Origin of the sequence: Pseudomonas fluvialis (assembly GCF_002234375.1) — a bacterium.
In the GTDB taxonomy this organism is placed as follows: Bacteria; Pseudomonadota; Gammaproteobacteria; order Pseudomonadales; family Pseudomonadaceae; genus Aquipseudomonas; species Aquipseudomonas fluvialis.
The window spans coordinates 82,327-103,312 of the sequence record NZ_NMQV01000012.1; the positions used below are offsets into that span (position 1 = coordinate 82,327).

Genomic DNA, 20,986 nt, shown 5'->3' on the forward strand with positions numbered 1-20,986 from the left:
TTGTGCAAGGAGCCAACTCAGAACGGAATGTCATCGTCAAAGCTGTCGTAGTCGGCGGCGGGTTGCGCCGCTGGCTGCGGAGCCGGGCGTGCGGCAGCCGGCTGAGCTTCGCGCGCCGGACGCGGGGCACGAGGCGCTTCATCACCGGCATTGCCGCCGCGACCGCCGAGTAGCTGCATCTGCCCGTTCATATCGACCACGATCTCGGTGGTATAGCGCTTGACGCCATCCTTTTCCCACTCGCGGGTCTGCAGGCGCCCTTCGACGTAGACTTGCGAACCTTTGCGCAGATATTCGCCAGCGATTTCCGCCAGCTTGCCGAAGAACACCACACGGTGCCATTCGGTACGTTCCTGCTTCTGGCCGCTCTGCTTGTCGGTCCAGCTATCGCTGGTCGCCAGGGTAATGTTGGTTACTGCGTTGCCGTTGGGCAGGTAGCGGGTTTCCGGATCGCCACCGACGTTCCCGAGCAGAATGACTTTGTTAACCCCACGGGCCATAACGTTCTCCTAGGCTTCAGCACGCCGCCGGGCCAGGTTGCTCAACCAGGCGCTCAAGGGACGTGCGGTCCAATTGTTGGGTATCGACTTTCACATACAGGGCAGCCTCTTCGGCCACCACCACGGCATCCGCCACCCCGGGCACTGCCAGCAAACGCTCGGCCAGCCCCGCATCGGCAAGTGCCCCGGCACTCAGGGGCAGGCGCAGGCTGGTGACATAAGGCGGTTCGCGCATAGTAACAGCAAAGCCCAGCCATAGAAGCGCCATCAGCGCACAGCCGAGAAACACCCCCTGCACGCCGTATTGTTGGAACAACCAGCCACCCGCGATACCGCCCAGCGCCGCACCGAGAAACTGGCTGGTGGCATACACGCCCATCGCGGTGCCCTTGCCCGCAGCCGGTGCCACCTTACTGACCAGCGAGGGCAACGACGCCTCCAGCAGGTTGAAAGCCGTAAAGAACAGCACGAAGCCCAGCACCAGCATCCACAGACTGTTACCCCACAGCAGGAAATACACCTCGCAGAACAACAGCAGACAGATCGCCGCCAACAACACGCGCTTCATCTGCCGGCGCTTCTCGCCATAGATGATGAACGGCAGCATGCCGAAAAAGCCGACCAGCAAGGCCCCCAGGTAGACCCACCAGTGCTCGTCGCGCGGCAAGCCTCCCTGTTCCACCAACGCCAGCGGCAGAGCCACGAAACTGGCCATGAGCAACGCGTGCAGACTGAATATCCCCATATCCAGGCGCAGCAATTCGCCATGACGCAACGCCGGCCACAGCGAGCCCCGCGCCACGGCCGACTCACGATGCTGCAAGGCACGCGGTGCACGCGGCACCAGCCAGGCGATGATCAGCATACCCAGTAAGGCCATCCCGGCAGTGCTCCAGAACAATCCGGACAGGCCGAATGCTCGCGTCAGCAAGGGGCCCAACACCATGGCCACGGCGAAGGACAGGCCAATACTCATACCGATCATCGCCATGGCCTTGGTACGGTGCTGCTCGCGGGTCAGGTCAGAGAGCAGGGCCATTACCGCCGCGGAAATCGCCCCGGCGCCCTGCAGCACGCGCCCGGCGATCACCCCCCAGATGGAGTCGGCTGTGGCGGCCAGCGCGGCGCCGGCGGCAAACACCAACAAGCCGGCATAGATCACCGGCAGGCGGCCCCAGCGATCGGAGAGCATGCCGAAAGGGATCTGCAACACGGCCTGGGTCAGTCCGTAGGCGCCAATGGCCAAGCCGATCAAGGCAGGCGTCGCATCGTGCAGCTCCATGCCGTAGGTAGCCAGGACCGGTAACACCATAAACATGCCGAGCATGCGGAAGGCGAATACCAGGGCCAGACTGCCGGCTGCCCGGCGCTCTCCCGCGCTCATGCGCTCGCTGTGGCTGTTGTCCTGCATGATTGCACCCCAATTCAACAAGCCGGCGATTCTACCAGCAGCCGGCACGCCGGCACAGGCGCGCGCTTTGCCGCAGCCCCGGGCAGCCCCGTATACTGCAGCGTTTACGCACTGCCTCGAGGCACGCCGTGGACCAGATCCTGATTCGTGGGGCGCGCACCCACAACCTGAAGAACATCGACCTGACCCTGCCGCGCGACAAACTGATCGTCATCACCGGGCTATCCGGCTCGGGCAAATCGTCGCTGGCGTTCGATACGCTGTACGCCGAAGGCCAACGCCGCTATGTGGAATCGTTGTCGGCCTATGCCCGGCAGTTCCTGTCGATGATGGAAAAGCCCGATGTCGATACCATCGAGGGGCTGTCGCCAGCCATTTCCATCGAGCAGAAATCCACCTCGCACAATCCGCGTTCGACCGTCGGCACCATCACCGAGATCTACGACTACCTGCGCCTGCTGTATGCCCGCGCCGGCACGCCACGCTGCCCGGAGCATGACGTCCCGCTGGAGGCGCAAACCGTCAGCCAGATGGTCGACCAGGCGCTGGCTCTGCCCGAAGGTAGCAAGCGCATGTTGCTGGCCCCGGTGATACGCGAGCGCAAAGGCGAACATCTGGCGCTCTTCGAGGAGCTGCGCGCCCAGGGTTTCGTTCGCGCACGGATCAACGGCAGCCTCTACGAACTCGACGAACTGCCCAAGCTGGACAAGCAGAAGAAGCACAGCATCGACGTGGTAGTGGATCGCTTCAAGGTACGCAGCGACCTGCAGCAGCGTCTGGCCGAGTCTTTCGAAACCGCTCTCAAGCTGGCCGATGGCATTGCCTTGCTGGCACCCATGGATGGCGAGGACGGCGACGAGATCATCTTCTCGGCACGCTTTGCCTGCCCGCACTGCGGCCACTCGATCAGCGAACTGGAACCCAAGCTGTTTTCCTTCAACAACCCGGCGGGCGCCTGCCCAAGCTGCGACGGCCTGGGTGTAAAGCAGTTTTTCGATGCCAAGCGCCTGGTCAATGGTGAACTGACCCTGGCTGAAGGCGCCATCCGCGGCTGGGACCGACGCAACGTTTACTACTTCCAGATGCTCGGATCACTGGCCGGACACTATGGTTTCAGCCTGGAGGAGCCTTTCGACGAGCTGCCCGCTGCGCATCAGAAAGTCATCCTGTTCGGCAGCGCTAGCCAGAATATCGACTTCAAGTACCTGAACGACCGTGGCGATATCGTCAAACGCTCCCACCCGTTCGAAGGCATCATTCCCAACTTGGAGCGCCGCTATCGGGAAACCGAATCCAACAGCGTGCGCGAAGAGCTGGCACGCTTCCTCAGCACCCAGCCCTGCCCGGACTGCCACGGCACACGCCTGCGTCGCGAAGCGCGACATGTCTGGGTTGGCGAGAAAACGCTGCCGGCGGTGACCGCCCTGCCGGTCGGCGATGCCTGCAACTATTTTGCTGAACTCAGCCTGCCCGGCCGACGCGGCGAGATCGCCGCCAAAATCCTCAAGGAAATTCGCGAGCGCCTGCAGTTCCTGGTCAATGTCGGCCTGGACTATCTGACCCTGGACCGTAGCGCCGACACCCTGTCCGGCGGCGAAGCCCAGCGTATCCGCCTGGCCAGCCAGATTGGTGCCGGCCTGGTCGGCGTGATGTACATCCTCGACGAACCCTCCATCGGCCTGCACCAGCGCGACAATGAGCGCCTGCTGGCCACCCTCACCCACCTGCGCAACCTCGGCAACACGGTAATCGTCGTCGAACACGACGAGGACGCCATACGGCTGGCCGACTACGTGGTGGATATCGGCCCGGGCGCCGGCGTGCATGGCGGCCGCGTGGTGGCTGAGGGCACACCTGAACAGGTCATGAATCATCCCGACTCACTGACCGGCAAATACCTGTCTGGCCGCGAGAAAATCCGTTACCCGCAGCAACGCACGCCGATTGATCGCAAGCGCCTACTCAAACTCAAGGGCGCCCGCGGCAACAATCTGCAGAAGGTCAACCTCGAAGTACCAGTCGGCCTGCTCACCTGCATCACCGGGGTCTCTGGATCGGGCAAGTCGACACTGATCAACAACACGTTGTTCCCAATCACCGCCACCGCCCTCAATGGCGCGACCAGCCTGGAAGTCGCGCCCTACGACAGCTTTGACGGCCTGCAGCACCTCGACAAGGTGGTGGATATCGATCAGAGCCCGATCGGTCGCACCCCGCGCTCCAACCCGGCAACCTACACCGGGCTGTTCACACCGATCCGCGAACTATTCGCCGGGGTACCCGAGTCGCGTGCACGCGGCTATGGCCCGGGACGCTTCAGCTTCAACGTCAAGGGCGGACGCTGCGAGGCCTGCCAGGGTGACGGTGTGATCAAGGTAGAAATGCACTTCCTGCCGGACATCTACGTACCCTGCGACGTGTGCAAGGGCAAGCGCTACAACCGTGAAACCCTCGAAGTGAAGTACAAGGGCAAGAACATCACCGAGATCCTCGACATGACCATCGAGGATGCCCGGACGTTTTTCGATGCAGTGCCGGCGATCGCCCGCAAGCTGCAGACGCTGATCGACGTAGGGCTTTCCTACATCAAGCTGGGACAGAGCGCGACCACCCTGTCCGGCGGCGAGGCGCAACGCGTCAAACTATCCCGCGAACTGTCCAAGCGCGATACCGGCAAGACCCTGTACATCCTCGACGAGCCCACCACCGGCCTGCACTTCGCCGATATCCAGCAGCTACTCGATGTCCTGCACCGCCTGCGCAACCACGGCAACACGGTAGTGGTCATCGAGCACAATCTGGACGTCATCAAGACAGCCGACTGGCTGGTCGACCTCGGCCCCGAAGGCGGCTCACGTGGCGGGCAGATCATTGCCTGCGGCACGCCGGAGGAAGTCGCCAACATGCCACAGTCGCATACCGGGCGCTTCCTCAAGCCATTGCTGGAAAGAGACCGGGCCTGAGGCAGAGACAGACGGCAGTCGCCTCCATAAAAAAGCCAGAGCGGATTCTCTCCGCTCTGGCTTTTTGATCATCGCTGTAACCGACAGCTTACATCTGACTTTGCAGGTAGTTCTGCAAGCCAACCCGAGCAATCAGACCGAGCTGCGTTTCCAGCCAATAGGCATGGTCTTCCTCGGTGTCCTTCAATTGCGCGGCCAACACATCGCGACTGACATAGTCACCATGCTGCTCGCAAAGTGCGATGCCTTTGGCCAGGGCTGCACGCACTTCATACTCCACCGCCAAATCGAGGCGGAACATCTCCTCGACATCCTTGCCGAAGGTAAAGGCGTTCGGCGTCATGTCCGGAACGCCCTCCAGAAAAAGGATCCGCTGCAACAACGCATCGGCGTGCTGGGTTTCCTCTTCCATTTCATGGTTGATTCGCTCAAACAGCTTGCTCAACCCCCAATCCTGATAGTAGCGAGAGTGCACGAAATACTGATCGCGCGCAGCCAGCTCACCCTTGAGCAGAGTTTTCAGGTAGGCAACCACCTCGGCATGACCTTTCATTGCAGGAACTCCTTTGATCCAGTTACAGGCGACAATACCGCATGCTCCGCCGGCCACCGCAACCGGTCAAGCAAAAGCATTCAGGATCTCAGGCCACCAGCATGAAGCCGATGAAGGCCAAGCTGGCCGCCAGCAATGTATAGGGTAGTTGGGTAACCGCGTGGCTGATCAAGTCACAACCTGCCCCCTGTGCAGCCAATACCGTAGAGTCACTGTAAAAACAGGCCTGGCTGCCGAAGGCGGATGCCGACATCAGTGCACCAATCACCAGCGGGATATTGGCATCCAGCGCATAGGCCAACGGCATGACGATGGGGATGGTGACGGCAAAGATGCCCCAGGACGACCCCGTGGCAAAGGACAGCACCGCCATAGTCAGAAAGACCATGGCCGGCAGCATTTGCGGGCTCATGTACGGGCGCATGCTATTAACGACGTACTGCGGCAACTGTAACTGATCGCACACATCCTTGAAGATAAAGGCCGCGATGCAGATACCGATAGCCGGCAGCATGGTCTTGAAACCATCGACCATCTGCTCAAGCATTTCATTAAGCGGCATCAGCCGCTGCGCCATGTAGAAAGGCACCGTGACCAGCAGGGTGGCAAGCATACCCATCCATACATCGATATCGAAATACAGGGTAAAACCCACCAGCATGAGCAACGGCAGCAGAAAGTTATAGAGCTTGCCGCCTTCCTTATCGGACTGCTCAAACTCCTGCTCCAGCGAGCGCATGGCGAAGTTGTGTTCAGGCTGCAACTCTCCGACATGCATGGCTCCGGCAGAACCATGGCGCGCAAGCGATTCGGCCTTACGCATTGGGCCTATGGCCGGAAACAGCCCCGCAGCAACCAACAACACCAGCAACACGGCAAACCAGGCGTACAGCATGTAAGGGATGGCCTGCATGTACACGCTGATACCTTGGCCCTGGCCGGCTATACCGTTGTTCTCCAGCAAACCACCGAAGAACACCGCCCATGTCGACAGGGGCACCAGTACGCAAATCGGTGCTGCCGTAGAGTCGACCACGTAGGCGAGCATTTCCCGTGACACCTTGAAGCGGTCGGTTACCCGCTTCATGGTTTCACCCACGGTCAGCGCATTGAGGTAGTCATCGACGAAAATGACCACGCCCAGCGCGAACGTCATCAACAGGGAAGAGCGCCGCCCGCGCGCAACCTTGACCGCCGCGCGCCCGAAAGCCAGCGCGCCCCCTGTACGCACCAGCAGCGCAATCAACGCACCAAAACTCCCGCATACCAGGATCAGCCAGCCAATGGTCTCATCCTGCATGACCTTGAGCGATATCTCGGCAAACCCGCTCAAAGCGTTTTGCGGTGAGAGCAGTAGCAAGCCACTGGCAGCGCCACACACCAGTGCCAGGATCGGACGACGCAAGGTAATCGCCAGGAGCAGCACGACAGCGGGAGGAATCAGAGAAAGCGCGGAGGGTTCGGACATGATTAAAGCCATTGTTGTTATTGGGAGCCGTACGGTCAGTGCCGGACATGCTGGCGACCTTACCCGATGCAAAAAACGAACACAATATCGAACGTCTGCGTTCGATATTTAATTCATGCAGAAACCCCAAGACAAAGCGAGAAACAAACGGCAGAAAACAAAAAACCGAGCACTAGGCTCGGTTCTTTGCGCAACAGACAGCCTTATTCAGCGCTTACTGCTTCACCGCCGACCTTGCGGTCAACCAGCTCAACATAAGCCATCGGGGCGTTGTCACCAGCGCGGAAACCGCACTTGAGAATACGCAGGTAACCGCCCTGACGGGTGGCGTAGCGCTTGCCCAGATCGTTGAACAGCTTGCCGACGATGGCTTTCGAACGAGTACGGTCGAAAGCCAGACGACGGTTAGCAACGCTGTCTACCTTGGCCAGGGTGATCAGCGGCTCGGCAACGCGACGCAGCTCCTTGGCTTTCGGCAGAGTAGTTTTGATCAGCTCGTGCTCGAACAGCGATACCGCCATGTTCTGGAACATGGCCTTGCGGTGAGCGCTGGTGCGGCTGAGGTGACGGCCACTTTTACGATGACGCATGGTTCAATTCCTTACCAAACTCACGTTCGGTGATGATGACGATCAGGCAGTCGCCTTATCGTCTTTCTTCAGACTTGCCGGCGGCCAGTTGTCGAGGCGCATACCGAGGGACAGACCGCGAGAGGCCAGAACATCCTTGATCTCAGTCAGGGACTTCTTGCCCAGGTTCGGCGTTTTCAACAGTTCTACTTCGGTGCGCTGAATCAGGTCGCCGATGTAGTAAATGTTTTCTGCCTTGAGGCAGTTGGCCGAACGAACGGTCAGTTCCAGGTCATCAACCGGGCGCAACAGGATCGGATCGATCTCGTCGCCTTCCGGCTCCGGAGCAGGTGCGGCCTCGCCCTTGAGGTCGACGAATGCAGCCAGCTGCTGTTGCAGGATGGTTGCAGTACGGCGAATCGCCTCTTCGGGATCCAGGGTACCGTTGGTCTCCAGATCAATGACCAGCTTGTCCAGGTTGGTGCGTTGCTCGACGCGGGCGTTTTCCACCACGTAAGCCACACGACGGACCGGGCTGAAGGAAGCGTCCAGCTGCAAGCGACCAATGCTGCGGCTTTCATCTTCATCGCTCTGGCGCGCGTCAGCCGGCTCATAGCCGCGACCACGAGCCACCTTGAGCTTCATGTTCAGAGCACCGTTGTCCGCCAGATGCGCGATTACGTGATCGCCATTGACGATTTCGACATCGTGATCCAGCTGAATATCGGCGGCGGTGACCACGCCAGCACCTTTCTTGGAAAGGTTCAGCGTAACTTCATCACGGCCGTGCAGCTTGATAGCCAGACCTTTCAGGTTGAGCAGGATTTCAATGACGTCTTCCTGAACACCTTCGATGGCACTGTACTCATGGAGTACGCCGTCGATTTCGGCCTCGACTACTGCACAGCCAGGCATGGAGGACAACAGGATGCGACGCAGCGCGTTGCCCAGGGTATGGCCGAAGCCACGCTCGAGAGGCTCGAGCGTGATCTTGGCGCGGGTCGGGCTGACCACCTGCACATCAATGTGACGGGGGGTCAGAAACTCATTTACCGAACTCTGCATGGATGCACCTATTTTCTAGCCCTTACTTGGAGTAGAGCTCGACAATCAGGTTTTCGTTGATGTCGGCGGACAGATCAGTACGTGCCGGAACGCTCTTGAACACACCGGACTTCTTCTCTGCGTCTACTTCGACCCACTCAACGCGACCGCGCTGGGCGCACAGCTCAAGAGCCTGCGCAATGCGCAGCTGGTTCTTGGCCTTTTCGCGAATAGCCACGACATCACCAGCTTTAACCTGGTAAGACGGGATGTTTACGGTTTGACCGTTAACAGTAATGCTCTTGTGCGAAACCAGCTGGCGGGACTCGGCACGCGTGGAGCCGAAGCCCATACGATAGACCACGTTATCCAGGCGGCACTCGAGCAGCTGCAGCAGGTTTTCGCCGGTAGCGCCCTTACGACGGGCAGCTTCCTTGTAGTAGCTGCTGAACTGACGCTCCAGCACGCCGTAGATACGACGAACTTTCTGCTTCTCACGCAGCTGCAGACCGTAGTCGGACAGACGGCCGCGACGGGCACCATGCTGACCGGGAACGGATTCGATGTTGCACTTAGATTCAAGCGCGCGGGCACCACTCTTCAGGAAGAGATCGGTGCCTTCACGACGAGACAGTTTGCACTTGGGACCAATGTAACGAGCCATTCTTCACTGTCTCCTATTACACGCGACGCTTCTTCGGCGGACGGCACCCGTTGTGCGGGATAGGCGTCACGTCGGTGATGCTGGCGATTTTGTAGCCGCAAGCGTTAAGAGCACGCACAGCGGATTCGCGACCAGGGCCCGGGCCCTTGACGTTTACGTCGAGGTTCTTCAGACCGTATTCCAGAGCTGCCTGACCGGCGCGCTCAGCAGCCACCTGGGCAGCGAACGGAGTGCTCTTACGGGAACCACGGAAACCCGAACCACCCGAGGTAGCCCAGGACAGGGCGTTACCCTGACGGTCAGTGATGGTCACGATGGTATTGTTGAAAGAAGCGTGGATATGGGCGATCCCATCCACCACTGTCTTTTTGACTTTTTTACGAGTACGAGCAGCTGGCTTAGCCATGACTTAATTCCTGTCGATTCGCGGGCGCAATTACTTGCGGATCGGCTTGCGCGGACCCTTACGGGTACGAGCGTTGGTCTTGGTACGCTGACCACGAACCGGCAAGCCACGACGGTGACGCAGACCGCGATAGCAGCCCAGGTCCATCAGACGCTTGATGTTCATGTTCAGCTCGCGGCGCAGATCACCTTCAGTAGTGAGCTTGGCAACTTCGCCACGCAGCTGTTCGATCTGCTCGTCAGTCAGATCCTTGATCTTTGCCGCCGGATTGACGCCGGTGGCTGCACAAATTTTCTGTGCAGTGGTGCGACCAACACCGTAGATGTAGGTCAGCGAGATAACAGTGTGCTTGTTATCCGGAATGTTGACGCCTGCAATACGGGCCATTCAGTGAAACTCCAATTGACAGCTACCCACGCCCTGGAAGCCAAGAAATAGGGCGCGCGATATTAGCGCTGTAATAACAAAGAATCAACCCGGCAGCACACTAGCTGCCGGGTTCATTACGCGTGACTCACACTCAGCCTTGGCGCTGCTTGTGACGCGGCTCCGCGCTGCAGATCACCCGCACGACACCTTCGCGACGGATAATCTTGCAGTTACGGCACATCTTCTTGACCGATGCACGAACTTTCATCAGTAACTCCTCGAACCTTACGGCACCAGGTCAGCGGAGCATGCCGCTGCCGTAGCCCTTCAGGTTGGCTTTCTTCATCAGGGAATCGTACTGGTGCGAAACGAGGTGCGATTGTACTTGGGCCATAAAGTCCATCACAACCACGACCACGATCAGCAACGAGGTCCCGCCAAGGTAAAACGGTACATTTGCCGACACCACCAGGAACTGGGGAAGCAGACAAACAGCCGTCATGTACAGAGCACCGAACATGGTCAAGCGGGTCAGAACGCCATCGATATAGCGCGCCGACTGCTCACCGGGACGGATACCCGGAATAAAGGCACCGGACTTCTTCAGGTTTTCCGCTACGTCTTTCGGGTTGAACATCAACGCTGTATAGAAGAAGCAGAAGAAGATGATCCCTGCACTAAACAGCAGAATGTTCAATGGCTGCCCCGGAGCAATTGCCTGGGAAATATCCTGCAACCAGCCCAAACCCTCGGACTGACCAAACCACGAACCCAGCGAAGCCGGGAACAGCAGAATACTGCTGGCGAAAATCGCCGGGATGACACCAGCCATATTGACTTTCAACGGCAAGTGACTGGTCTGCGCAGCAAAAACCTTGCGGCCCTGCTGACGCTTCGCGTAGTGCACCGCAATGCGACGCTGACCACGCTCTATGAACACCACAAAACCGATGATCGCCACAGCAAGCAGACCGATGGCAATGAGAGCGAAAATGTTGATATCGCCCTGGCGAGCAGACTCGAAAGACTGCCCGATTGCCGACGGAAGACCCGCCACGATACCCGCAAAGATCAGCATCGAAATGCCATTGCCGATACCGCGCTCAGTCATCTGCTCACCCAGCCACATCATGAACATCGCACCCGAAACAAAGGTGGTGACGGCCACGAAGTGGAAGCCGAAATCAGTGGCGAACGCCACGCCCTGGCTCGCCAGGCCAACGGACATGCCGATAGCCTGAATGAACGCCAGGACGAGCGTGCCGTAGCGAGTGTACTGGCTGATCTTGCGACGGCCAGCTTCACCTTCCTTCTTCAACTGCTCCAGCTGCGGACTAACAGCCGTCATGAGCTGCATGATGATCGACGCCGAAATGTACGGCATGATCCCCAGCGCAAAGATGCTCATGCGCTCCAGCGCACCACCGGAAAACATGTTGAACAGGCTAAGAATGGTCCCCTCATTCTGTCGGAACAGTTCCGCGAGACGATCCGGGTTGATGCCAGGCACAGGGATATGCGCACCTATTCGATAGACGATAATCGCCAGGAACAGGAAACGCAGACGACCCCAGAGCTCAGACAGCCCACCACCGCTCAACGAAGAGAGAGCACCTTGCTTAGCCATTTAGTCCTCGACTTTACCGCCAGCAGCGATGATGGCTTCGCGGGCACCTTTGGTGACAGCGATACCTTGCAGAGTCAGCGCACGAGCAACCGCACCGGACAGCATAACTTTTACGCGCTGTACGTTGTGATTGATGACGTTGGCATCTTTCAGCGCCTGCAGAGTCACGATGTCGCCCTGCACTTTAGCCAGTTCGGACGTGCGCACTTCAGCGCGATCCATGGCTTTCAGCGAGACGAAACCGAACTTCGGCAGACGACGGTGCAGAGGCTGCTGACCGCCCTCGAAGCCGGGAGCAATGGTGCCACCGGAGCGAGAAGTCTGGCCCTTGTGACCGCGACCACCGGTTTTACCCAGACCGCTACCGATACCACGACCCGGACGCAGCTTCTCGCGACGGGCACCCGGCGCAGAACGCAGATCGTTCAGTTGCATGGCTTAACCCTCCACACGCAGCAGGTAGTAAGCCTTGTTGATCATGCCGCGATTTTCAGGAGTATCCTGAACCTCAACGGTATGACCGATACGACGCAGGCCGAGGCCTTTGACGCAGGCTTTGTGATTGGCCAGACGGCCGTTGACGCTTTTGATCAGCGTCACTTTGACGGTGTTAGCCATGATTAGAGAATCTCCTCGACACTCTTACCACGCTTGGCAGCCACGGATGACGGAGACTGCATACCCTTCAGACCTTCGAAGGTTGCATAAACCACGTTCACCGGATTGGTGGAGCCATAGCACTTAGCCAGAACGTTCTGCACACCAGCCACTTCCAGCACGGCACGCATAGCGCCGCCAGCAATGATACCGGTACCCTCGGAAGCCGGCTGCATGTACACCTTGGAGGCGCCATGTGCAGACTTGATCGGGTACTGCAGGGTAGTACCGTTCAGATCGACCTGGATCATATTACGACGCGCAGCTTCCATCGCCTTCTGGATGGCAGCAGGAACTTCGCGGGACTTGCCACGACCGAAACCAACGCGACCGTTGCCATCACCCACCACGGTCAACGCGGTGAAAGTGAAGATACGGCCGCCCTTGACGGTCTTAGCAACACGATTAACCTGCACCAGCTTCTCGGTGTAGCCATCGCTCTGGGCATCGTCACGGTTACCGCGATCGCGCTTTTGCTCGTTATTTGCCATAACTTAGAACTCCAGCCCGCCTTCACGAGCAGCATCGGCCAGCGCTTTCACACGGCCGTGGTACTTGAAGCCAGAACGATCGAATGCAACCTGGGTGATGCCAGCGGCTTTTGCACGCTCGGCAACCAGCAGACCGACCTTCTTGGCCGCTTCAACGTTGCCAGTGGCACCGCTACGCAGGTCTTTTTCCACAGTAGAGGCGCTGACCAATACTTTGGCGCCGTCGGCCGAAACGACCTGGGCGTAGATATGCTGGGAAGAGCGGTACACGCAGAGGCGTACGGCTTCCAGCTCGCGCATTTTCAGGCGTGCCTTGCGAGCGCGACGCAGACGAGTTTCTTTCTTTACGCTCATTTGCTATGCCCTACTTCTTCTTAGCTTCTTTACGACGGACGACTTCGTCGGCGTAACGCACACCCTTGCCTTTGTAAGGCTCCGGCGGACGGAAGTCGCGAATTTCGGCAGCCACCTGACCGACCAGCTGCTTGTCGATACCCTTGATCAGGATATCGGTCTGGCTCGGAGTTTCAGCGGTAACACCTTGCGGCAGTTGATAGTCGATCGGATGCGAGAAGCCCAGCGCAAGGTTCAACACCTCGCCTTTGGCCTGCGCCTTGTAACCAACACCAACCAGCTGCAGCTTACGCTCGAAGCCCTGGCTGACGCCGATGACCATATTGTTGACCAGAGCACGGGTAGTACCGGCCATGGCCTTGTTCTGCTGATCACCATTACGGGCAGCAAAACGCAGCTCACCATCTTCCTGCAGCACTTCAACGGAAGGATGAACATTCAGCTCGAGAGCGCCCTTGGCGCCTTTCACCGACAGCTGCTGACCGACCATCTTGATTTCGACGCCAGCGGGCAGCTTGACAGGGTTTTTAGCAACGCGAGACATGCCTATTCCCCTTAGAACACAGTGCAGAGCACTTCGCCACCAACACCAGCAGCACGGGCCGCACGATCAGTCATCACACCCTTGTTGGTGGAAACGATCGAAACACCCAGGCCGCCACGTACTTTTGGCAGCTGATCAACAGACTTGTACTGGCGCAGGCCAGGACGACTCACACGCTTGAGCTCTTCAATGACCGGACGGCCTTCGAAATACTTCAGCTCGATGGACAGCAGCGCCTTGGTGTCGCTGTTGACCTGAAAACCCGAAATGTAGCCTTCGTTCAGCAGAACATTGGCAACAGCCACCTTCAACTTGGAAGACGGCATGCTTACGACGGACTTTTCAGCCATCTGGGCATTACGGATACGAGTTAGCATGTCCGCTAACGGGTCCTGCATACTCATGGGCTAGTTGCTCCTAAATACAAAAAAAGGCTTTGCAGCCACGATCCCCGGATCGCAAAACGCAGACTCGGAAGAGCCGGTCATTCTAGTGACCGATCAAAAATGAATCAAGCCCCATGAGGGGCTTGATTCATTGAAACGCAACACCCCACCAAAAGCGCAGGGTGAAAAGCGATTACCAGCTGGCCTTGACCAGACCCGGTACATCACCACGCATGGCAGCTTCACGCAGCTTGTTACGGCTCAGACCGAACTTACGGTAAACACCGTGCGGACGGCCGGTGATGCGGCAACGGTTGCGCAGACGGGATGCCGAAGCATCACGCGGCTGCTTCTGCAGGGCAACCTGAGCTTCCCAGCGCTGTTCAGCCGAGGTGTTCGGATTGGCGATGATCGCTTTCAGCTCGGCACGCTTTTTAGCGTACTTGGCTACCGTGAGCTGACGCTTCAGCTCGCGGTTCTTCATGCTTTGCTTGGCCATATCCTGGTCCTCAGTTACGGAACGGGAAGTTGAAGGCACGCAGCAGCGCGCGACCCTCATCATCGTTACGGGCAGTGGTGGTCAGGGTGATATCCAGGCCACGCAGAGCATCGATCTTGTCGTAATCGATTTCCGGGAAGATGATCTGCTCTTTGACACCCATGCTGTAGTTGCCACGACCATCGAAGGACTTGGCATTCAGGCCGCGGAAGTCACGCACGCGCGGCAGGGAGATCGAAACCAGACGATCCAGGAATTCGTACATACGGTCGCCACGCAGGGTGACCTTGACACCGATCGGCCAGCCTTCACGCACCTTGAAGCCTGCAATCGACTTGCGAGCAAAGGTGACGACCGGCTTCTGACCAGTGATCTTCTCAAGGTCAGCCACTGCGTGCTCGATAACTTTCTTGTCACCGATCGCTTCGCCCAGACCCATGTTCAGGGTGATTTTGGTAACGCGCGGAATTTCCATCACGTTGTTCAGCTTCAGGTCTTCCTTCAGCTTCGGAGCGATGGTGTTCCGGTAAATCTCTTTTAGTCGTGCCATGGTGTTCTACCTAGCAGTGCTCAAGCATCAACCGGCTTTTGGGTCGACTTGAAGACACGAATTTTTTTGCCATCTTCCACTTTGAAACCAACGCGATCAGCCTTGTTGGTTTCAGCATTGAAAATGGCCACGTTAGAGGCATGCAGCGGCGCCTCCTTCTCGACGATACCGCCCTGAACGCCCGACATCGGGTTCGGCTTGGTATGGCGCTTGATCATGTTGATGCCGCCAACGACCAGACGGTCGTCAGCCAGCACCTTAAGCACCTTGCCACGCTTACCCTTGTCTTTGCCGGCGATCACGATGATCTCGTCATCACGACGAATCTTTTGCATGACGGCTTCTCCTTAGAGCACTTCGGGTGCGAGCGACACGATCTTCATGAACTTTTCAGAACGAAGTTCACGGGTCACCGGGCCGAAGATACGAGTACCAATGGGCTCCTGCTTGTTGTTCAGCAGAACAGCAGCATTACCGTCAAAACGGATGATCGAGCCGTCAGGACGGCGAACACCGTGCTTGGTACGCACTACTACAGCGGTCATTACCTGGCCTTTCTTGACCTTGCCGCGCGGAATCGCTTCCTTGACAGTGACCTTGATGATGTCGCCGATGCCGGCGTAGCGGCGATGCGAACCACCCAGCACCTTGATGCACATGACACGGCGTGCACCGCTGTTATCGGCCACATCGAGCATGGATTGAGTCTGAATCATGGTTCCTCACCTCAAACGTCAACAGCGCGCTCGATGACTTCTACCAGGGACCAAGCCTTGGTTTTAGCCAGCGGACGGGTTTCGCTAATGGTGACCAGGTCACCAATGCGGCACTGATTGCTTTCGTCGTGGGCGTGCAGTTTGGTCGAACGCTTCACGTACTTGCCGTAGATCGGGTGCTTGACGCGACGCTCGATCATTACGGTAATGGTTTTGTCCATCTTGTCGCTGACAACACGGCCGGTCAGCGTACGGACTGTCTTCTGGGCTTCAGCCATGATCACTTACCTGCCTGCTGGTTGAGCACAGTCTTGACGCGAGCGATGTCGCGCTTCACTTGCTTGAGCAGGTGGGACTGCCCCAGCTGACCAGTTGCTTTCTGCATACGCAGATTGAACTGGTCGCGCAGCAGGCCGAGCAGTTGCTCGTTCAGCTGTTGCGCGGTTTTCTCACGAAGTTCGGTCGCTTTCATCACATCACCGTCCGCTTAACAAAGGTGGTCTCGATCGGCAGCTTGGCTGCAGCGAGAGCAAAAGCCTCACGCGCCAGCACCTCGGAAACACCTTCAATCTCATACAGGACCTTGCCCGGTTGAATCTGGGCTACCCAGTACTCGACGCCACCCTTACCTTTACCCATACGTACTTCCAGGGGCTTTTTGGTAACCGGCTTGTCAGGGAACACGCGAATCCAGATCTTGCCGCCACGCTTTACGTGACGGGTGAGAGCACGACGAGCGGCCTCGATCTGACGAGCAGTCAGGCGGCCACGGCCAGTTGCCTTGAGGGCGAACTCACCGAAGCTGACCTTGCTTCCGCGATGTGCCAGGCCACGGTTGTGGCCAGTCATTTGCTTGCGGAACTTCGTACGCTTAGGTTGCAACATGTGCGTACTCCTTACTTAGCAGCTTTTTTGCGAGGCGCAGGTGCGACCGGCTTGAGTTCTTCCTGGCGGCCACCAATGACCTCACCCTTGAAGATCCAAACCTTGACACCGATCACACCGTAAGTGGTGTGCGCTTCGTAGGTTGCGTAGTCGATATCGGCACGCAGGGTGTGCAGCGGCACACGACCTTCGCGATACCACTCGGTACGTGCGATTTCAGCACCACCCAAACGACCGCTCACCTGGATCTTGATGCCTTTGGCACCAATCCGCATGGCGTTCTGTACAGCGCGCTTCATGGCGCGACGGAACATCACACGACGCTCAAGCTGCTGAGCTACGCTTTGCGCAACCAGCATGGCGTCCAGTTCAGGACGGCGAATTTCTTCGATGTTGATGTGCACCGGCACACCCATCTGCTTGGTCAGGTCCTGACGCAGCTTCTCAACATCTTCACCTTTCTTGCCGATCACAATGCCGGGACGAGCGGTGTGGATGGTGATGCGTGCGGTTTGCGCCGGGCGAGCAATGTCGATACGGCTTACGGACGCGCTTTTTAGTTTGTCTTGGAGATACTCACGAACCTTGAGATCGGCAAACAGATAATCAGCGTATTGACGCTTGTCTGCATACCAAATGGAGGTGTGCTCCTTGACGATACCCAGGCGAATGCCAGTGGGATGTACTTTCTGACCCATCTGATCGACTCCGTTACTTGTCCGCAACCTTGACAGTGATATGGCAAGACCGCTTGACGATGCGATCAGCACGGCCTTTGGCACGCGGCATGATGCGCTTCAGCGAACGCCCTTCGTTGACGAAGACGGTGGAGACTTTCAGATCGTCTACATCCGCACCTTCGTTGTGCTCGGCGTTGGCAACGGCCGACTCCAGCACTTTCTTCATGATCTCGGCGGCTTTCTTGCTGCTGAAAGCCAGGAGGTTGAGCGCATCGCCCACCTTCTTCCCGCGGATCTGGTCGGCGACCAAGCGGGCTTTCTGGGCGGAAATGCGAGCGCCAGACAGCTTAGCGGCTACTTCCATCGTTCCTTACCCCTTAACGCTTGGCTTTCTTGTCTGCTACGTGACCGCGATAGGTGCGGGTGGCAGCAAACTCGCCGAGTTTATGACCGACCATGTCTTCGTTCACCAGAACCGGGACATGTTGACGGCCGTTATGCACAGCAATGGTCAGACCGACCATCTGCGGCAGAATGATCGAACGGCGCGACCAGGTTTTCACCGGCTTGCGATCGCTCTTTTCCACCGCAACCTCGACCTTCTTCAGTAGGTGAAGATCGATAAAAGGACCTTTTTTCAGAGAACGCGGCACTGTCGTATCCCTCTAATTACTTGCGGCGACGAACGATCATGTTGTCGGTGCGCTTGTTGGAGCGAGTCTTCGCACCCTTGGTCGGGAAGCCCCACGGCGAAACCGGGTGACGACCACCAGAAGTACGACCCTCACCACCACCGTGCGGGTGATCAACCGGGTTCATGGCAACACCACGAACGGTCGGACGAACACCGCGCCAGCGCTTGGCACCGGCCTTGCCCAGGGAACGCAGGCTGTGCTCCGAGTTGGAGACTTCGCCCAAGGTTGCACGGCACTCGGAGAGCACCTTGCGCATTTCACCGGAACGCAGACGCAGGGTAACGTAGGCACCTTCGCGAGCGACCAGCTGCACGGAGGCACCTGCGGAACGCGCGATTTGAGCACCCTTACCCGGCTTAAGCTCGATGCCATGCACCGTGCTACCAACCGGAATGTTACGCAGCGGCAGGCTGTTGCCCGGCTTGATCGGCGCGTGGGCGCCGGCTACCAGCTGATCACCCGCTACCACGCCTTTCGGCGCGATGATGTAGCGACGCTCGCCGTCGGCATACTTGAGCAGCGCAATGTGTGCAGTACGGTTCGGATCGTATTCGATACGCTCGACAACGGCAGGAATGCCGTCCTTGTCGTTGCGACGGAAGTCGACCAGACGATAGTGCTGCTTGTGACCACCACCAATGTGGCGGGTGGTGATGCGACCGTTGTTGTTACGACCACCGCTCTTCGACTTCTTCTCGACCAGCGGAGCGTACGGGGCACCTTTGTGCAGATCCTGGTTGACAACCTTGACCACGAAACGGCGGCCAGCGGATGTCGGTTTGCATTTAACGATTGCCATGATGCACCCCTTTACTCAGCGCTGCTGGCGAAATCGAGATCTTGGCCCGGCTGGAGGGCGATGTACGCCTTTTTCCAGTCGTTACGCTTGCCCAGGCCGCGAGCAGTGCGCTTGGTCTTACCCTTGACATTCAAGGTGCAGACACCGGCAACTTTCACGCCGAACAGGCTTTCTACGGCCTTCTTGATTTCCAGCTTGGTTGCATCAGTGGCAACCTTGAAAACGAACTGGCTCTTGCCGTCAGCAAGGACGGTAGCCTTCTCGGAGATGTGCGGACCAAGCAGCACTTTGAAAACGCGTTCCTGGTTCATGCCAGCAGCTCCTCGAACTTCTTCACGGCAGACACGGTGATCAGCACCTTGTCGTAGGCGATCAGGCTTACCGGGTCGGAACCCTGCACATCACGCACATCGACATGCGGCAGGTTGCGAGCAGCCAGGTACAGGTTCTGGTCAACCGACTCCGACACGATCAACACATCGTTCAGACCCAGGCCAGCCAGCTTGGCAGCCAGCTCTTTGGTCTTCGGCGCAGCTACGGCGAAATCATCAACCACGACCAGGCGATCCTGACGGACCAGCTCAGCGAGGATGGAGCGCATGGCAGCGCGATACATCTTCTTGTTGAGCTTCTGCGAGTGATCCTGCGGCTTGGCAGCGAACGTGGTACCACCGGAACGCCAGATGGGGCTACGGATAGTGCCCGCACGAGCACGACCGGTACCCTTTTGACGCCAGGGCTTCTTGCCACCACCGGACACTTCGGAACGGGTCTTCTGAGCGCGAGTACCCTGACGGCCACCGGCCATGTAGGCGACAACGGCCTGGTGAACCAGGGTCTCGTTGAACTCACCACCAAAAGTACGCTCGGAGACTTCGATAGCCTGAGCGCCATTTACATTCAATTGCATCTCAGCTTCCCCTCTTAACCGCGAGCCTTGGCTGCCGGACGCACCAGCACATCACCACCGGTAGAGCCCGGAACGGCACCCTTGACCAGCAGCAGATTGCGCTCAGCATCGACACGGACAACTTCCAGGGACTGCACGGTTACGCGCTCAGCACCCAGGTGACCGGACATTTTCTTGCCCTTGAATACTCGACCAGGAGTCTGGCACTGGCCGATAGAGCCCGGAACACGGTGCGAAACCGAGTTACCGTGAGTATTGTCCTGACCACGGAAGTTCCAGCGCTTGATGGTACCGGCGAAGCCTTTACCCTTGGACTGACCGGTGACATCCACCAGTTGGCCCGCCTGGAAAAGCTCGGCAGTAATTTGATCGCCAGCCTGGTACTCGCCTTCTTCAAGACGGAATTCCCAGACACCGCGACCGGCAGCAACGCTGGCCTTGGCAAAGTGACCGGCTTGCGCCTTGGTCACACGGGAAGCACGACGCTCACCAACAGTGACCTGCACTGCGCGGTAGCCATCGGTTTCTTCAGTTTTGAACTGGGTCACGCGATTCGGCTCGATCTCAATGACCGTAACCGGAATGGAGACACCTTCTTCGGTGAAAATGCGGGTCATGCCGCACTTACGACCGACTACACCAATAGTCATGTTAGAACCTCATGAGTGTACGGGGCTTTCACCCGCTATGGCCGCCCATTTCAGAGCGTTACACGACTAACAAACTTGCAGTTCGTTAGCCGAGGCTGATCTGCACTTCCACGCCAGCCGCAAGATCGAGCTTCATCAGCGCATCAACGGTTTTATCCGTCGGCTGGACGATGTCCAGAACACGCTTATGGGTACGAATTTCATACTGATCACGCGCGTCTTTGTTGACGTGCGGGGAGATCAGCACAGTGTACCGCTCCTTGCGGGTAGGCAGAGGAATCGGACCACGCACCTGAGCACCAGTACGTTTCGCGGTTTCCACGATTTCCTGGGTAGATTGATCGATCAGGCGATGGTCAAAAGCCTTCAACCGAATACGGATTTGTTGGTTTTGCATTTTGACCTCAGACTCCAAGTTGCCATCCCCACCGGGCGGAATACGCCCGATAAAAGGAGGCGTGATTGTACGGATGCCCCCCAAGGGTGTCAATAAATGATCAACAAAAGAAAAGGGCTCCCGAAGGAGCCCTTTTCAAACGCCAATCGATTACTCGATGACTTTGGCAACCACGCCGGCACCAACGGTACGACCACCT

At 58.1% G+C, this 20,986-nt stretch carries 33 protein-coding genes; 1 reads left to right on the forward strand and 32 read right to left on the reverse strand.

The features are described 5' to 3' along the window. Positions 1–17: 17 nt before the first annotated feature. Both CFY91_RS07045 and CFY91_RS07050 read right to left on the reverse strand, forming a co-directional pair. Positions 18–500, reverse strand: a complete 483-nt coding sequence (locus CFY91_RS07045; RefSeq protein WP_093985641.1) for a single-stranded DNA-binding protein — start codon at positions 498–500, stop codon at positions 18–20. Between the two features lie 16 nt (positions 501–516). Then, on the reverse strand, positions 517–1,911 hold the full coding sequence (locus CFY91_RS07050; RefSeq protein ID WP_093985642.1) for an MFS transporter: 1,395 nt from the start codon (positions 1,909–1,911) through the stop codon (positions 517–519). Positions 1,912–2,039: 128 nt separating this feature from the next. Here CFY91_RS07050 and uvrA point away from each other — a divergent pair, with 128 nt between their 5' ends. Next, positions 2,040–4,874 carry an excinuclease ABC subunit UvrA gene (gene uvrA, locus CFY91_RS07055; protein ID WP_093985643.1) on the forward strand — a complete coding sequence of 945 codons (2,835 nt, stop codon included), beginning with the start codon at positions 2,040–2,042 and terminating at the stop codon, positions 4,872–4,874. A gap of 88 nt (positions 4,875–4,962) precedes the next feature. Here uvrA and bfr read toward each other — a convergent pair whose 3' ends face one another. From bfr to rpsJ, 30 genes are all read right to left on the reverse strand, one after another. Continuing rightward, positions 4,963–5,427, reverse strand: a complete 465-nt coding sequence (gene bfr, locus CFY91_RS07060) for a bacterioferritin (RefSeq protein ID WP_093985644.1) — start codon at positions 5,425–5,427, stop codon at positions 4,963–4,965. 88 nt (positions 5,428–5,515) lie between these two features. Continuing rightward, positions 5,516–6,895, reverse strand: a complete 1,380-nt coding sequence (locus CFY91_RS07065; protein ID WP_093985645.1) for a Na+/H+ antiporter NhaC family protein — start codon at positions 6,893–6,895, stop codon at positions 5,516–5,518. Positions 6,896–7,098: 203 nt separating this feature from the next. Further along, positions 7,099–7,485 (reverse strand): 50S ribosomal protein L17, encoded by a 387-nt coding sequence (gene rplQ, locus CFY91_RS07070; RefSeq protein ID WP_093985646.1) that lies wholly within the window; start codon positions 7,483–7,485, stop codon positions 7,099–7,101. Between the two features lie 42 nt (positions 7,486–7,527). Next, positions 7,528–8,529 (reverse strand): DNA-directed RNA polymerase subunit alpha, encoded by a 1,002-nt coding sequence (locus CFY91_RS07075; protein WP_093985647.1) that lies wholly within the window; start codon positions 8,527–8,529, stop codon positions 7,528–7,530. 22 nt (positions 8,530–8,551) lie between these two features. Further along, positions 8,552–9,172 carry a 30S ribosomal protein S4 gene (gene rpsD / locus CFY91_RS07080; protein WP_093985648.1) on the reverse strand — a complete coding sequence of 207 codons (621 nt, stop codon included), beginning with the start codon at positions 9,170–9,172 and terminating at the stop codon, positions 8,552–8,554. 16 nt (positions 9,173–9,188) lie between these two features. Then, positions 9,189–9,578: a 30S ribosomal protein S11 gene (gene rpsK, locus CFY91_RS07085; protein ID WP_021702690.1), complete on the reverse strand. Its 390-nt coding sequence runs from the start codon at positions 9,576–9,578 to the stop codon at positions 9,189–9,191. A gap of 30 nt (positions 9,579–9,608) precedes the next feature. Next, a complete protein-coding gene (gene rpsM, locus CFY91_RS07090) occupies positions 9,609–9,965 on the reverse strand; it encodes a 30S ribosomal protein S13 (protein ID WP_093985649.1) in 357 nt (118 codons plus the stop codon). Between the two features lie 133 nt (positions 9,966–10,098). After that, positions 10,099–10,215 carry a 50S ribosomal protein L36 gene (gene rpmJ, locus CFY91_RS07095; protein ID WP_093985650.1) on the reverse strand — a complete coding sequence of 39 codons (117 nt, stop codon included), beginning with the start codon at positions 10,213–10,215 and terminating at the stop codon, positions 10,099–10,101. A 30-nt stretch (positions 10,216–10,245) separates the two neighbouring features. Beyond that, complete coding sequence (gene secY / locus CFY91_RS07100; RefSeq protein ID WP_093985651.1) at positions 10,246–11,574, reverse strand: preprotein translocase subunit SecY; 1,329 nt, start codon at positions 11,572–11,574, stop codon at positions 10,246–10,248. Further along, positions 11,575–12,009 (reverse strand): 50S ribosomal protein L15, encoded by a 435-nt coding sequence (gene rplO, locus CFY91_RS07105; protein ID WP_093985652.1) that lies wholly within the window; start codon positions 12,007–12,009, stop codon positions 11,575–11,577. It abuts the gene before it with no gap. A 3-nt stretch (positions 12,010–12,012) separates the two neighbouring features. Next, positions 12,013–12,192, reverse strand: coding sequence for a 50S ribosomal protein L30 (gene rpmD, locus CFY91_RS07110; protein WP_093985653.1), 180 nt, complete (start codon positions 12,190–12,192; stop codon positions 12,013–12,015). Positions 12,193–12,194: 2 nt separating this feature from the next. Next, entirely contained in the window at positions 12,195–12,722 is a 528-nt protein-coding gene (gene rpsE / locus CFY91_RS07115) for a 30S ribosomal protein S5 (RefSeq protein ID WP_093985654.1), read from the reverse strand. A 3-nt stretch (positions 12,723–12,725) separates the two neighbouring features. Further along, on the reverse strand, positions 12,726–13,076 hold the full coding sequence (gene rplR, locus CFY91_RS07120; protein ID WP_093985655.1) for a 50S ribosomal protein L18: 351 nt from the start codon (positions 13,074–13,076) through the stop codon (positions 12,726–12,728). A gap of 10 nt (positions 13,077–13,086) precedes the next feature. Then, entirely contained in the window at positions 13,087–13,620 is a 534-nt protein-coding gene (rplF, locus tag CFY91_RS07125) for a 50S ribosomal protein L6 (protein ID WP_093985656.1), read from the reverse strand. Between the two features lie 11 nt (positions 13,621–13,631). Beyond that, positions 13,632–14,024 (reverse strand): 30S ribosomal protein S8, encoded by a 393-nt coding sequence (rpsH, locus tag CFY91_RS07130; RefSeq protein ID WP_093985657.1) that lies wholly within the window; start codon positions 14,022–14,024, stop codon positions 13,632–13,634. A gap of 175 nt (positions 14,025–14,199) precedes the next feature. Beyond that, entirely contained in the window at positions 14,200–14,505 is a 306-nt protein-coding gene (gene rpsN / locus CFY91_RS07135) for a 30S ribosomal protein S14 (RefSeq protein WP_093985658.1), read from the reverse strand. Positions 14,506–14,515: 10 nt separating this feature from the next. Then, positions 14,516–15,055 (reverse strand): 50S ribosomal protein L5, encoded by a 540-nt coding sequence (gene rplE, locus CFY91_RS07140; protein WP_093985659.1) that lies wholly within the window; start codon positions 15,053–15,055, stop codon positions 14,516–14,518. A gap of 20 nt (positions 15,056–15,075) precedes the next feature. Next, on the reverse strand, positions 15,076–15,390 hold the full coding sequence (gene rplX, locus CFY91_RS07145) for a 50S ribosomal protein L24 (RefSeq protein WP_093985660.1): 315 nt from the start codon (positions 15,388–15,390) through the stop codon (positions 15,076–15,078). 12 nt (positions 15,391–15,402) lie between these two features. Beyond that, positions 15,403–15,771 carry a 50S ribosomal protein L14 gene (rplN, locus tag CFY91_RS07150; protein WP_003448734.1) on the reverse strand — a complete coding sequence of 123 codons (369 nt, stop codon included), beginning with the start codon at positions 15,769–15,771 and terminating at the stop codon, positions 15,403–15,405. A gap of 11 nt (positions 15,772–15,782) precedes the next feature. Beyond that, complete coding sequence (gene rpsQ, locus CFY91_RS07155) at positions 15,783–16,049, reverse strand: 30S ribosomal protein S17 (protein WP_093985661.1); 267 nt, start codon at positions 16,047–16,049, stop codon at positions 15,783–15,785. A gap of 2 nt (positions 16,050–16,051) precedes the next feature. Then, positions 16,052–16,243 carry a 50S ribosomal protein L29 gene (rpmC, locus tag CFY91_RS07160; RefSeq protein WP_093985662.1) on the reverse strand — a complete coding sequence of 64 codons (192 nt, stop codon included), beginning with the start codon at positions 16,241–16,243 and terminating at the stop codon, positions 16,052–16,054. Further along, complete coding sequence (rplP, locus tag CFY91_RS07165) at positions 16,243–16,656, reverse strand: 50S ribosomal protein L16 (protein ID WP_093985663.1); 414 nt, start codon at positions 16,654–16,656, stop codon at positions 16,243–16,245. Before rplP ends, rpmC begins: the two co-directional genes overlap by 1 nt. Positions 16,657–16,667: 11 nt before the next feature. Next, the gene (rpsC, locus tag CFY91_RS07170; RefSeq protein WP_093985664.1) at positions 16,668–17,354 is read right to left on the reverse strand and encodes a 30S ribosomal protein S3; all 687 of its coding nucleotides are present in this window, start codon (positions 17,352–17,354) and stop codon (positions 16,668–16,670) included. Between the two features lie 13 nt (positions 17,355–17,367). Further along, positions 17,368–17,700 carry a 50S ribosomal protein L22 gene (gene rplV / locus CFY91_RS07175; protein WP_003304070.1) on the reverse strand — a complete coding sequence of 111 codons (333 nt, stop codon included), beginning with the start codon at positions 17,698–17,700 and terminating at the stop codon, positions 17,368–17,370. A 13-nt stretch (positions 17,701–17,713) separates the two neighbouring features. Beyond that, entirely contained in the window at positions 17,714–17,989 is a 276-nt protein-coding gene (gene rpsS, locus CFY91_RS07180) for a 30S ribosomal protein S19 (protein WP_093985665.1), read from the reverse strand. A gap of 16 nt (positions 17,990–18,005) precedes the next feature. Beyond that, a complete protein-coding gene (gene rplB / locus CFY91_RS07185; RefSeq protein ID WP_093985666.1) occupies positions 18,006–18,830 on the reverse strand; it encodes a 50S ribosomal protein L2 in 825 nt (274 codons plus the stop codon). 11 nt (positions 18,831–18,841) lie between these two features. After that, positions 18,842–19,141: a 50S ribosomal protein L23 gene (rplW, locus tag CFY91_RS07190; RefSeq protein ID WP_093985667.1), complete on the reverse strand. Its 300-nt coding sequence runs from the start codon at positions 19,139–19,141 to the stop codon at positions 18,842–18,844. Then, complete coding sequence (gene rplD / locus CFY91_RS07195; RefSeq protein ID WP_093985668.1) at positions 19,138–19,740, reverse strand: 50S ribosomal protein L4; 603 nt, start codon at positions 19,738–19,740, stop codon at positions 19,138–19,140. The genes rplW and rplD overlap by 4 nt, the downstream gene beginning before the upstream one ends. 14 nt (positions 19,741–19,754) lie before the next feature. Then, the gene (gene rplC / locus CFY91_RS07200) at positions 19,755–20,390 is read right to left on the reverse strand and encodes a 50S ribosomal protein L3 (protein WP_093985669.1); all 636 of its coding nucleotides are present in this window, start codon (positions 20,388–20,390) and stop codon (positions 19,755–19,757) included. Between the two features lie 85 nt (positions 20,391–20,475). Then, positions 20,476–20,787, reverse strand: coding sequence for a 30S ribosomal protein S10 (gene rpsJ / locus CFY91_RS07205; protein WP_003243886.1), 312 nt, complete (start codon positions 20,785–20,787; stop codon positions 20,476–20,478). Between the last annotated feature and the right edge of the window lie 199 nt (positions 20,788–20,986).

Bases quoted from the DNA above. Each gene is read 5' to 3' on its own strand.
- CFY91_RS07045 (WP_093985641.1), bottom strand. From the start codon at position 500: ATGGCCCGTGGGGTTAACAAAGTCATTCTGCTCGGGAACGTCGGTGGC.
- CFY91_RS07050 (WP_093985642.1), bottom strand. From the start codon at position 1,911: ATGCAGGACAACAGCCACAGCGAGCGCATGAGCGCGGGAGAGCGCCGG.
- bfr (WP_093985644.1), bottom strand. From the start codon at position 5,427: ATGAAAGGTCATGCCGAGGTGGTTGCCTACCTGAAAACTCTGCTCAAG.
- CFY91_RS07065 (WP_093985645.1), bottom strand. From the start codon at position 6,895: ATGTCCGAACCCTCCGCGCTTTCTCTGATTCCTCCCGCTGTCGTGCTG.
- rplQ (WP_093985646.1), bottom strand. From the start codon at position 7,485: ATGCGTCATCGTAAAAGTGGCCGTCACCTCAGCCGCACCAGCGCTCAC.
- CFY91_RS07075 (WP_093985647.1), bottom strand. From the start codon at position 8,529: ATGCAGAGTTCGGTAAATGAGTTTCTGACCCCCCGTCACATTGATGTG.
- rpsD (WP_093985648.1), bottom strand. From the start codon at position 9,172: ATGGCTCGTTACATTGGTCCCAAGTGCAAACTGTCTCGTCGTGAAGGC.
- rpsK (WP_021702690.1), bottom strand. From the start codon at position 9,578: ATGGCTAAGCCAGCTGCTCGTACTCGTAAAAAAGTCAAAAAGACAGTG.
- rpsM (WP_093985649.1), bottom strand. From the start codon at position 9,965: ATGGCCCGTATTGCAGGCGTCAACATTCCGGATAACAAGCACACTGTT.
- rpmJ (WP_093985650.1), bottom strand. From the start codon at position 10,215: ATGAAAGTTCGTGCATCGGTCAAGAAGATGTGCCGTAACTGCAAGATT.
- secY (WP_093985651.1), bottom strand. From the start codon at position 11,574: ATGGCTAAGCAAGGTGCTCTCTCTTCGTTGAGCGGTGGTGGGCTGTCT.
- rplO (WP_093985652.1), bottom strand. From the start codon at position 12,009: ATGCAACTGAACGATCTGCGTTCTGCGCCGGGTGCCCGTCGCGAGAAG.
- rpmD (WP_093985653.1), bottom strand. From the start codon at position 12,192: ATGGCTAACACCGTCAAAGTGACGCTGATCAAAAGCGTCAACGGCCGT.
- rpsE (WP_093985654.1), bottom strand. From the start codon at position 12,722: ATGGCAAATAACGAGCAAAAGCGCGATCGCGGTAACCGTGACGATGCC.
- rplR (WP_093985655.1), bottom strand. From the start codon at position 13,076: ATGAGCGTAAAGAAAGAAACTCGTCTGCGTCGCGCTCGCAAGGCACGC.
- rplF (WP_093985656.1), bottom strand. From the start codon at position 13,620: ATGTCTCGCGTTGCTAAAAACCCTGTCAAGCTGCCCGCTGGCGTCGAA.
- rpsH (WP_093985657.1), bottom strand. From the start codon at position 14,024: ATGAGTATGCAGGACCCGTTAGCGGACATGCTAACTCGTATCCGTAAT.
- rpsN (WP_093985658.1), bottom strand. From the start codon at position 14,505: ATGGCCAAGCAAAGCATGAAGAACCGCGAGCTGAAGCGTCAGCTCACG.
- rplE (WP_093985659.1), bottom strand. From the start codon at position 15,055: ATGGCACGACTAAAAGAGATTTACCGGAACACCATCGCTCCGAAGCTG.
- rplX (WP_093985660.1), bottom strand. From the start codon at position 15,390: ATGCAAAAGATTCGTCGTGATGACGAGATCATCGTGATCGCCGGCAAA.
- rplN (WP_003448734.1), bottom strand. From the start codon at position 15,771: ATGATTCAGACTCAATCCATGCTCGATGTGGCCGATAACAGCGGTGCA.
- rpsQ (WP_093985661.1), bottom strand. From the start codon at position 16,049: ATGGCTGAAGCCCAGAAGACAGTCCGTACGCTGACCGGCCGTGTTGTC.
- rpmC (WP_093985662.1), bottom strand. From the start codon at position 16,243: ATGAAAGCGACCGAACTTCGTGAGAAAACCGCGCAACAGCTGAACGAG.
- rplP (WP_093985663.1), bottom strand. From the start codon at position 16,656: ATGTTGCAACCTAAGCGTACGAAGTTCCGCAAGCAAATGACTGGCCAC.
- rpsC (WP_093985664.1), bottom strand. From the start codon at position 17,354: ATGGGTCAGAAAGTACATCCCACTGGCATTCGCCTGGGTATCGTCAAG.
- rplV (WP_003304070.1), bottom strand. From the start codon at position 17,700: ATGGAAGTAGCCGCTAAGCTGTCTGGCGCTCGCATTTCCGCCCAGAAA.
- rplB (WP_093985666.1), bottom strand. From the start codon at position 18,830: ATGGCAATCGTTAAATGCAAACCGACATCCGCTGGCCGCCGTTTCGTG.
- rplW (WP_093985667.1), bottom strand. From the start codon at position 19,141: ATGAACCAGGAACGCGTTTTCAAAGTGCTGCTTGGTCCGCACATCTCC.
- rplD (WP_093985668.1), bottom strand. From the start codon at position 19,740: ATGCAATTGAATGTAAATGGCGCTCAGGCTATCGAAGTCTCCGAGCGT.
- rplC (WP_093985669.1), bottom strand. From the start codon at position 20,390: ATGACTATTGGTGTAGTCGGTCGTAAGTGCGGCATGACCCGCATTTTC.
- rpsJ (WP_003243886.1), bottom strand. From the start codon at position 20,787: ATGCAAAACCAACAAATCCGTATTCGGTTGAAGGCTTTTGACCATCGC.